We start from the raw sequence: 10217 nt of genomic DNA on the forward strand, positions 1-10217 counted from the left end.
TCCGGGTTCACAGGTCATGGCATGCATGGCCACGGAAACCGGAAAAAATGATGGAGGGTCTATCAGCTCTCTGCGGTATCGCTCCGTCGGGCCATTGTTCGGCGCTAAGTTTGTTTCATAAACCGCAGTTTTATGCGCGGCACTTGCGAAGTCACACGCATATTATTCATCGCAGAGTACTGTACGCTTGGCAGATTGCTTACGCAACAAGCTGCCATCAGTGAAGGGGCACAACACTGACTGAAGATGACCGCGGGCCCAGATTGGGTTCTCATTAACCGTTGACTTCTTCGAACAATTGAAACTCTGGTGGAACACATTGCGTTGTCCTACATGGTTAGCAGAGCATCTTCACTAGACAACCACACCACCCGACGCCGGCCTGGAAGTCATTGACGGCGACTGCTTCGATCAGCCATCATGCCAATGCGCATGCAGCGCAGCCGCAATCTGAACACGCTTTCGACAACGAGGCACTTTCGTGGGAAACGATGACGTGCTCGTGACAGCTGTGCGTACTGCCTGATACAAGCACTCCTGCTTTCTTTGCGCGGTAATATTTGGCACGTTTACTGATAAAAGCAAAACAATCTGGATGAACGTGGTCTGCATCAAGGTCTATCTCGCCTCAACTGCACACTGGCAGCGAAATTCTTGACAACAATTTGTTTGGGAACTTAAATACTTTTGCAGGAAGGGCTTGTCGCAGGGAATCGGCCGGCCGCCCGCAGTAGCAGACGACACGCAAAAGCTATCGTTCTGAAGTTCTGGCGGAATGACGTTCGTGCAACGCTTGAGCTGGGCCCGCTTCATCTTCTTCAGTTTGCACCAGCATTACAGTTTGGCACTTCGACCGGATGTCTGAAACCCGGAGTCAGGATGCTTATGCTTGCAATGGTGTTCCAGTCATCGTCTCTCGATCCAAATGGATGATCTGCACAATCATGCTGGTCGGCGGTTCGCCGACTGACTTTCCGGTGTAGTGACGGGCAGGATCAACTTGGAGCGCTGGGAGCCGACATGGACGAATTCAGGCACGCTGGAACAGGCCTCGATGATGGAGGCACAACGCACACCAACACACTACTTCGAAAGGAATGCCTTGCGGTGCTTCGTTCGCCGGGACCGAAGGGGCCTTCGACGGTGCGGCGGATTCCGTATGACATGTCCACCGATACGGAACACTGCGGATTTCTGACCAGTACATAAAGCCCCGTATATCGTCGAGGCCCGAGACGCATTGCGACCTCGTGAACGACACGGGTTGCTCGAGAAGTCAGCCGAGAACATCATGAATGCTTACCGAATCGATGCACCCCGGGCCCGTCGATTGACCGGCGTCGCATTGACATGTTGTGTGCTCGCGCTGTCACTGTCGGCCTGTCAACGCCGGGCTGAAACGGTGAGCGGCGATGCCAGGCCCGCCGTCCAGCTCGCCAGGGTCGCGCCGGCCGACGCTTCCGCCATCCGCATCTTCACGGGCCGTGTCGAACAGACGAGCATTTCGCCGCTGGCGTTCGAGGTGGCGGGACGCGTCGTGCAGATCGCCGTGCTGGAAGGCGCGTCGGTAAAACGCGGCCAACTGATCGCGCGAATCGATGACGAACCGTACAAGCTGCAACTGCAACGCGCGAGCGCCCAATATCAGCAACTCAGCGACGACCTGAAGCGCAAGGCGGTGCTGCGCAAAGACGGCATTCTTTCGCAGGCAGGCTACGACCAGTTGTCGGCGGCAACAGAGGCAGCCCGCGCGCAACGCGACATGGCGAACCGCGATCTGCGCAATACGCGGCTGGTCGCACCATTCGACGGCCGGCTCTCGCGTCGCAATGTGGAGATCCAACAAGTCGTGCAGGCAGGCATGCCGGCGTTCAATTTTGAAAACGTCGGCCGCGTCGATATCGGGGTTGATCTTCCGCAGAGCATCGCGGAGCGGCTGCTGGTCGACAAAACGCTCAGGGCCGAGGCGTGGCTGCCCGAACGCCCGGACTCGCGCTTCCCGCTTCTGTTCCGCGAACGGACCACGCAGACCACGCCGACCTCGAGCGGCTACCGGCTCGTGTTCTCCGTGCAAGGCACCACCGCGGCCATGCTGTTCCCTGGGATGGCCGTTCGCGTGCAGATCTCAGACACCGCTCGCCAGGTCGTGCAGCGTGACAATAACTACTTCGCGATACCCATAGCCGCCGTGGCGATCGGCGCGGATGGTCAGCGCAATTTGTGGCGCTACGACGCGGCGTCGGGTCGCGTGCACGCCGTGTCTGTCAGCGTTCGCGAAGTCCGCAACGATGACGCGGTGGTGTCGGGAGCAGTAGCGGACGGCGACCGCGTGGTGGCAGGCGGCTCGCAGTTCATGAAGGAGGGAATGGCGGTCCGGCCCATGGAAGCTCCGCAATGAATCTCGCGCGCCCCCTGATCGAGAAGCCGCTCATTGCGTGGGTCATCACCGTCATTTCGCTGGTGGGTGGCCTGATCGCGTATGTCAACATTGGCCGGCTGGAGGACCCGAAGTTCACGATCAAGACCGCGGTCGTCGTGACGCTTTATCCCGGTGCGAGCGCACGCGAGGTCGAGCAGGAAGTCACCGACCGGATGGAAAGCACGATCCAGCAGATGCCGCAGGTGGAGTCACTGCAATCACGCTCGTTGCCGGGTTATTCGGAAATCCGCGTGCAGATTCGCGACGCCTATACGTCGGCGCAGCTGCCTCAGGTATGGGACGAGTTGCGCAAGTCGGCCGCCGACGCGCAAATCAGGCTACCACCCGGCGCCGCGCCGACGATCGTGCTGGACCGGTTCGGCGACGTCTACGGGATGTTCTACGCGCTGACCGGCGAAGGCTATACCCAGGCGCAGCTGTATGCGTATGCGCGGGAGTTGCGTAAGCAGTTGCTGACGCTGGACGATGTGTCAGACATCGTGATCGCCGGCGAGCAGCAGGAGCAGATCGCCGTCGAAGTCGACCAGGCGCAACTGATCTCCAACAACCTTTCCACCGACGATCTCGCGCAAACGCTGTTCGTGCAGAACGAGATCCGTCCGGCGGGCCGCGAGCGCGTCGGCGATCTGTCGTTGCGCATCGCGCCGACCGGTTCGCTCGATTCCCTGCAAGCGATTCGTTCGCTGCCGGTCGGCAATACGCCTGGACCGCTTCTGCTCGGCGACATCGCGCGCGTGAGCCACGGCTATGCGGCTATCCCCACTCACGTTATTCACTACAACGGTCAACCGGCCGTGACCATCGGCATCAGCGCGCGCGCAAACGTCAATGTGGTGAGGGTGGGCGAGGAGATCAAGGCGAAGATGGCCGAACTGGAGCGTGATCGTCCGATCGGCATAAAGCTGCACTCGCTTTACGATCAACCTCAAGTGGTGGACGAGAGCGTACGCGGCTTCATTTTCGACGTGCTGCTGTCCGTGGCGATTGTCGGCGTGGCGCTGGGAATTGGGCTCGGCTGGCGCGCGGGCGTGATCCTCGGTGTGGAACTGTTCCTGTCCATTCTCGGCACACTCGCGGTGATGTACGCGGCGGGGATCGAACTGCAGCGTATCTCGCTGGGCGCGCTGATCATCGTGATGGGCATGCTGACCGACAACACCATCGTGGTGTGCGAAGGCATGCTGGTCCGCGTGCAGCGAGGCATGTCGCATCTCGATGCCGCGACCGAGGTGCTCAAGCAAAGCCAATGGATCCTGCTCGCGTCGACGGTGGTCGGGATTCTCGCTTTCTCGGGCATCGGCCTGTCGCCGGACGCGGTGGGCGAGTTCTGCGCGTCGCTGTTCGCGGTGGCGGCGATTTCGCTGCTGTTCAGTTGGGTGATCGCGATCGGCTTGACGCCGCTGTTCGGCACCTATCTTTTCAAGCCCGCGAGCGGCCCGCAGGAAGACCCGTTCAAGGGAAAGATGTACCAGCGTTACGGCGGGCTGCTTGCATGGGTCACGAGGCGGCGAGTGGGCGTGATCGTCGTGCTCGTCGTGTTGACGGTGCTGGCGGGATGGGCGTTTCGTCTCGTTGAACAGAGCTTCTTTCCAGCGTCGACCACGCCGATCTTCTACGTCGATATGCGTTTGCCACGCGGCGCCGATATTCGCGCGGTGACCGAGAAGAGTCAGCAGGTGGAAAAGATTCTGCTGAAGCGTAAAAACGTCACCCAGGTCGGCACCTATATAGGCGGCGGGGCCACGCGCTTTTTCCTTGTGTACGATCCGGAGACCCGGGATTCGTCGTATGCGCAGTTCATCGTCGGCGTGACGGACGCGAATGTCATCGATGACATGATCCCGGACATGGAGGCGGAACTGAAGAAGCGTTTCCCTGAAGAGCACTGGACCATTACACGTCCGAACTTCGGTCCAGGCGGCGGCGCCGCGATTCAGGCGCGTTTTTCCGGTCCGGACCCCACGGTTCTGCGGCATTTGTCGCAGGAAGCACAGGACGTGCTGAAGGCGGATGGCCGCATCATCGCGATCCGCGACGATTGGGAGAATCCGATCAACGTCGTGCGCCCTCGCTTTGACGAGTCGCGTGCCCGTTCGGCAGGCGTCACGCGCCGGCAGGTCAGCGACATGCTGGCCTACGCGACCGAAGGGCTGACAGCGGGCATCTATCGCGAGAACGACCAGTTGCTGCCGATCGTATTGCGCTCGCCCGACTTCGCGCAAGGTGTTGCGGGCCTGCAGGACATGCAGGTTTTCAGCGCGGGTTTGCGCCGCTATGTGCCGCTGGGAGACGTGGTCGATGGCTTCGAGGTCTCCACCGAGGAAGGCGCGATCGCGCGCGAAGATCGCATTCGCACGTTGACGGTCTCCGCCAATCCCATCTACGGACAGAACAGTGTCGACGCATTCCGGCGCATACGATCCGGGATCGAGAACATCAAGCTGCCTTCCGGTTATCGCTTCGAATGGGGCGGCGAGCATGAATCGTCGACCCGTGCGCAGGAAAGCCTGTTCCGGCAGCTACCGCTGGGTTTCGTCGGCATGGCGCTACTGGTTCTGATGATGTTCGGGCGGCTCAAACCCGCGCTCGTCGTCCTGCTCGTGGTGCCGATGTCGATCTGCGGCGTGACCCTCGGTCTGTTGCTGTTCCGCGGCGCGTTCGGCTTCATGGCCTTGCTGGGGCTCCTCAGCCTGATCGGCATGCTCATCAAGAACGGCGTCGTGCTGGTTCAGGAAATCGACGAGCAGATTGCCGCCGGCGTGCCTCGCATGCAGGCGGTGACGCTCGGTTCGATGAGCCGGCTCCGGCCGGTGGCGCTTTCCGCGGGAACAACGGCGCTCGGCATGGTGCCTTTGCTGTGGGACCCGTTCTTCAAGGACATGGCGATTACGATCATGTCGGGCCTGGCTTTTGCCACCATCCTCACGATGGTCGCCGTGCCCGCGCTGTACGCGCTGCTGTTTGCGATCAAGGAAGCGGAATGGGAGCCGGGTCAACGCCCGGTCGCGAAATGATGCGCGCGCGGCACTACTACGTTCTTGCGGTCGCGGCCCTGCTGCTGGAGGCGGGATGCACGGGCTCGCTGCAACTCGATAAGCCGGCCACGCTTCCTGCGCAGTACTCGGAGACTCAGAGCGCTGCCGCGGCACCCATGTCCCCGCAAGAACTGGCGACGTGGTGGACCCAATACAACGACCCCACGCTGACGCGTCTGGTGGAACTGGCGCTCGCGCACAACTTTGATATCTCCATCGCGTATGCCCGCGTCGATCAGGCGCAAGCCGGGATTCGGGCGGCTCGCTCGCTGCTGTTTCCGTCGGTTGGCGTTTCAGTCAGCGGCGCAAAATATCGCGGCGGTGAGACACAGCTCGAATTCCAGGAAGTGCTGGGTATCCAGAACACCGACGCGAACTTCTGGCGAGTCGGGCTACAGGCGCAATGGGAGATCGATCTTTTCGGCCAGGGACGGGCGCGGCTCTCGGCGACGCGTGAACAGGTGCGCGCGGCCGCCGGCGACGCCGAAGCGGTGCGCCTGAGCGTGGTGTCGAGCGTCGCCGATCTTTATGTGACTTATCGCGGACTGCTGCGTCAGCGCACACTGCTTGAACAGAGCCGTTCGATCGCCAGCGATTTCGTCAGCATCGCTGAGAAAAGCTTCACCGCCGGGGTGGTGCTCAGCACCGACGTCCAGGCGGCTCGCGCCGGGCTTGCTCAGGTCGACGCACGTCTGGTGGAAGTTCAGAGCGGTATCGCGCAGGCCCGGCTGAACTTGCAGAATCTCTGCGGCGTGCAGCCGGCAGATTTCGCGGGAATTCTCGACGAGAGCGATACGCTGATGCCGGCACTTGGCACGATCGCTCCAGGCCAGCCTGTCGATCTGCTGATGCGGCGGCCCGATCTGATTGCGGCGCAAGCTCGTGTGAATGCCGCGGTAAAGCAGACGGATGTCGCACGCCTCAACTATTGGCCGACCATCTCGCTGAGCGGGCTGCTCGCGCGCAATGGTTGGGAACTGGCCGGCCAGAGTCTCGGCCCCAGCACCTTCTGGCTGTTCGGCGCAGCGATGGCGATGCCCCTGATTGATTTCGGCGCCCGTCGCGCGCAGGTGGAGTCGACGGATGCACAGGCGCAGCAAGCCATGTTGAATTACGAAAAGACCGCGCTGGGCGCACTGTACGACGTGGAGCGCGCGCTCGCACGTTTGAACCGGCAGGACGAACTCTTTGCCGCGCGCAACGAGGAAGTCACGCAGCGGGGCACCCAGTTGACCCAGGTGCAGCGTCGCTTCGAGGTGGGTGATACCGGCCGCCTGGACATCGACCAGGTGCGTGTGTCGCTGCTCGAAAGCCAGTCGTCGCAAGTGCGCGAGCAGGTGGGCGAGTTGCAAGCGCAGTTTGCTCTGTTCAGGGCAATGGGCGGCGGTTGGACGGCGGGTCAGCCGGCGGCGGGCACACAGCAGCCTCCTGCGGGACCAGCAACAGCGAGCGCGCCGGTCTCGCAGTAGCGGGCGAACAGGAGCGTGCCGCATACGCGGCGCGCCATCGCACAGCGCAGCGGCAAGTTGCGGTGCTCATTCGCATTCGCCTCTTACCGGCAAAACTCTCCTTTCTGAATGGTGAGCCATGGCGTCCCAGCCCGAGACAAAACTGTCGCTGCCCGCGTTGACCGCGATGGTCGTCGGATCGATGGTAGGCGCGGGCATCTTCTCGCTGCCGCGTAACTTCGCGCGCGCGACGGGGCCGGTCGGCGCGATCATCGCGTGGTGCGTGGCCGGTATCGGCATGTATGCATTGGCGCGCGTTTTTCAGGCGCTGGCCGAACGGCGCCCTGAACTCGACGCCGGCGTGTTCGCGTATGCAAGAGCGGGCTTCGGCGACTATGCGGGCTTTCTCTCCGCGTTTGGCTACTGGATGGCGGGCTGTTTCGGCAACGTCTCGTACTGGGTGCTGATCAAGTCGACGCTCGGCGCATTCATTCCGGCGTTCGGCAACGGCAATACGCTGACGGCGATCGGTGTGTCGTCGGTCGGCATCTGGCTGTTTCATTTCGTGATGCTGCGAGGCGTGCAGCAAGCCACGATGATCAACACCATCGTCACGGTGGCCAAGGTCATTCCGATCGTGCTGTTCATCGGCATATTGATCGTGCTGTTTCGCGTCGACATGTTCCGCGCGAACGTGTGGGAAGGCAGCGATGCGCTGTCGGCGGGACTGTTTTCGCAGGTGCGGGCCACGATGCTGGTCACCGTGTTCGTGTTCGTCGGCATCGAGGGCGCGAGCGTCTATTCGCGCTATGCAAAGCGGCGCTCGGATGTGGGCGCCGCCACGCTCTCCGGATTCGTCGCCGTGTTGTGTCTGCTGGTTCTGGTGACGCTGCTGCCCTACGCGACATTGCCGCGCGCGGACATCGGCCTGATGCGCCAGCCGTCGATGGCGGCCGTGCTCGGCGCTTTGCTTGGGCCGATTGGCTCGGTATTCATCGGCGCGGGGTTGATCGTTTCGATTCTCGGTGCGTACCTCGCGTGGTCGCTCATATGTGCCGAAGTGCTGTTCGCCGCCGCGCGCACGGGCACGATGCCGCGAATCTTCGCCCAGCAAAACGAGCGCAAGCTGGCAGTCGCCGCGATCTGGCTGACCAGCACCGTGGTGCAGCTGTTCGTGATCAGCACATATTGGTCGATTGACGCGTTTGCGCTGATGATCAACCTCACCAGTTCGATGGCGCTGATTCCGTATTTCCTTGTCGCCGGCTACGGCATCAAGGCGGCACGTCATGACATCGAAGAGGGCGCTGCGCAGCGCAATGCATTGCGGCGCGACTACTTCATTGCCGCATTCGCGACGCTCTATACCGTGTTCCTGCTATTCGCGGGCGGTGCCAAATTCCTGATGATGTCGGCGCTGCTCTATGCGCCAGGCACCGTGCTGTTCATCCTCGCCAGACGCGAGCGCGGCTTGCCGGTCTTTGTCCGCGCCGAGTGGATCATATTCGCGGTTGCCGTGTGCGGCGCCATTGCCGCGCTCTTCGGTCTGATCACCGGCGCCATCGTGATCTGAGCGGACGCTTCGTCGTACTCGCGAAGGACGCAACGCACGCAAGGTCCGGCGTTCTTCGCACTGCCCGCGTCCAGCAATCCCACGCACCAGCTCAAGCAGCTTGCCTGGCGTGGGCGAATGGTTGTCGGCGCGCCTTGCCATCAGAAGATCGATACGCGGCGGTTCGCCATCCAGCGGCCGGCGGCGGATCGACTTGCCTGCCATCGTCGCGTTTCTCAAGTCGCACAAGGTTGTCGTGAACTACATTCCCGAACGGCTACTGGTGCTCGATGCGCTGCCGGTCACGCCATCGGGCAGGGTGCAGAAGTTCAAGCTGCGCGAAATGTTGCGCGAGAACGGCGCGATGAGTTAGCGCGAGGTGGCGCTCGCGTTGCATGGGGCGATTGGGCGATCGAAAGATTGGAGTGGAACTGGAGACGGTGGATCGAGGCATCCGCTCGTCAGGCACAATATGCAACTAACCGTCTGCCGCGACAGTCCCTTACCTGCAAGCAAACTCAGCGGGAGTTTTATTGCAGCAAACCAGTCCTGCGAGCAGGAATCGGGGATCGACATCCGTCGCACACGCTCACGGCACTCCTTCAACTTATGAAGGAAGGCTAGTTACTGTCGCCCTTATCCGGCTAGCTGACTGCGGAGGCCAACGCGCGCAAAGACAGACAGAAACCTCCGATTCCAACGACCCGAGCCGGACCGAGCCCCGACCGCCACTCCCTGCTCATACCCAAACACGGTCCCAGCCCGCGTCCTCGCGAACCGAGACTTAAGGTTCTCTTAAGTGGACGGCCAGCCGCGACCTATATCCCGTAAGGCTTTCCGGTCTGTCCGTACCGGGCGAAAGTTTCCAGCTACCAGCCTAGCTACCATTTGCCACGGCCTGCGTATGTGACGCGATGAATTCGCACAGACTGTCATCTGTGATGGCAGATGCGCGCCGGCCAAGCTTGACGAGCGTCAGTTCGCCAGCGCGGACCAGCCGGTATATGGTGGGCTTCGACACGCCCAACATGATTGCGGCATTCTTGATGCGGTGCAGCCGGACGGACTGCACGGAACGGTTAGCTTCGGGCTTCATGGCGTTTCATTCTCCTGCGTAAATCCGAAGTGCCCTTGCAATGGCGTGCAGTCGCGCTTCCATTGGTCATGATGCTCAGGACAGTAGTGGGTGTCGGCGCCGATCTCATGTGCGTGACTTGCGCACATGTGCCGGTCGCAGGTGTTTCCGGGGCGAATCGGGTAGTCACACTGGTAGCCGCTCGACGCGCGGCAATCATCGGCCGAGCAGCGCCGGCGGCGCGTCCGAGTGCATACAAATCCCGATGCGCCACTAGGCAGGCGGAAGGTATGCAGGGCATCAGATCACCCCCAATTCGTGCATCTGCCTCAACCGCGTCGCGACGTCCTTCGAGATATCGAAGAAGCTCGAAGCGCCCTTGCAGTCGACGAAAGGTAGCGCTCGCGCGTCGTCGAGGCGAAAACCGTAAGCGCCATCGATGTGCCAGGGTGACGTACGATCACAACTCGGGATGCACTCGCCGATCGTGGCGGCGCCGACGGTCCCGCCGCGCTGCCACTGTTCGAATGGCGGTAGTTCGAGATCTGGTGCAAATAGCCGGTCTGAACGATGTTATATCTATGGATAGGAGATCTTATTGAACCGAGAGGACTGCATTCCAGGTAGTGGGTACAGCCGCATCTTTGAGTCGCAAGCTGGCAAGCCC

6 protein-coding genes are annotated in these 10217 nt (G+C 61.6%); 5 read left to right on the forward strand and 1 reads right to left on the reverse strand.

Features of this window, described 5'->3' with window-relative positions; all coding sequences use genetic code 11:
• Positions 1 to 1291: 1291 nt before the first annotated feature.
• The 5 genes from P0D89_RS23175 (at position 1292) to P0D89_RS23195 (ending at position 8848) form a co-directional block, all read left to right on the forward strand.
• Positions 1292 to 2398 (forward strand): efflux RND transporter periplasmic adaptor subunit, encoded by a 1107-nt coding sequence (locus P0D89_RS23175; protein ID WP_408361562.1) that lies wholly within the window; start codon positions 1292 to 1294, stop codon positions 2396 to 2398.
• Entirely contained in the window at positions 2395 to 5454 is a 3060-nt protein-coding gene (locus P0D89_RS23180) for an efflux RND transporter permease subunit (RefSeq protein WP_408361563.1), read from the forward strand. The genes P0D89_RS23175 and P0D89_RS23180 overlap by 4 nt, the downstream gene beginning before the upstream one ends.
• Positions 5421 to 6944 carry an efflux transporter outer membrane subunit gene (locus tag P0D89_RS23185; RefSeq protein WP_408361564.1) on the forward strand — a complete coding sequence of 508 codons (1524 nt, stop codon included), beginning with the start codon at positions 5421 to 5423 and terminating at the stop codon, positions 6942 to 6944. The genes P0D89_RS23180 and P0D89_RS23185 overlap by 34 nt, the downstream gene beginning before the upstream one ends.
• A gap of 118 nt (positions 6945 to 7062) precedes the next feature.
• On the forward strand, positions 7063 to 8496 hold the full coding sequence (locus P0D89_RS23190) for a basic amino acid/polyamine antiporter (protein ID WP_408361565.1): 1434 nt from the start codon (positions 7063 to 7065) through the stop codon (positions 8494 to 8496).
• Positions 8497 to 8689: 193 nt separating this feature from the next.
• Positions 8690 to 8848, forward strand: coding sequence for a hypothetical protein (locus tag P0D89_RS23195; RefSeq protein WP_408361568.1), 159 nt, complete (start codon positions 8690 to 8692; stop codon positions 8846 to 8848).
• Between the two features lie 504 nt (positions 8849 to 9352).
• Here P0D89_RS23195 and P0D89_RS23200 read toward each other — a convergent pair.
• Entirely contained in the window at positions 9353 to 9571 is a 219-nt protein-coding gene (locus P0D89_RS23200; RefSeq protein ID WP_408361566.1) for a helix-turn-helix transcriptional regulator, read from the reverse strand.
• Between the last annotated feature and the right edge of the window lie 646 nt (positions 9572 to 10217).

The organism is Paraburkholderia sp. RL18-085-BIA-A (assembly GCF_046027075.1).
Lineage (GTDB): Bacteria > Pseudomonadota > Gammaproteobacteria > Burkholderiales > Burkholderiaceae > Paraburkholderia.

Coding starts and splice junctions, on each gene's coding strand:
- P0D89_RS23200 (WP_408361566.1), bottom strand. CDS start 9,571: ATGAAGCCCGAAGCTAACCGTTCCGTGCAGTCCGTCCGGCTGCACCGC.
- P0D89_RS23175 (WP_408361562.1), top strand. CDS start 1,292: ATGAATGCTTACCGAATCGATGCACCCCGGGCCCGTCGATTGACCGGC.
- P0D89_RS23190 (WP_408361565.1), top strand. CDS start 7,063: ATGGCGTCCCAGCCCGAGACAAAACTGTCGCTGCCCGCGTTGACCGCG.
- P0D89_RS23180 (WP_408361563.1), top strand. CDS start 2,395: ATGAATCTCGCGCGCCCCCTGATCGAGAAGCCGCTCATTGCGTGGGTC.
- P0D89_RS23185 (WP_408361564.1), top strand. CDS start 5,421: ATGGGAGCCGGGTCAACGCCCGGTCGCGAAATGATGCGCGCGCGGCAC.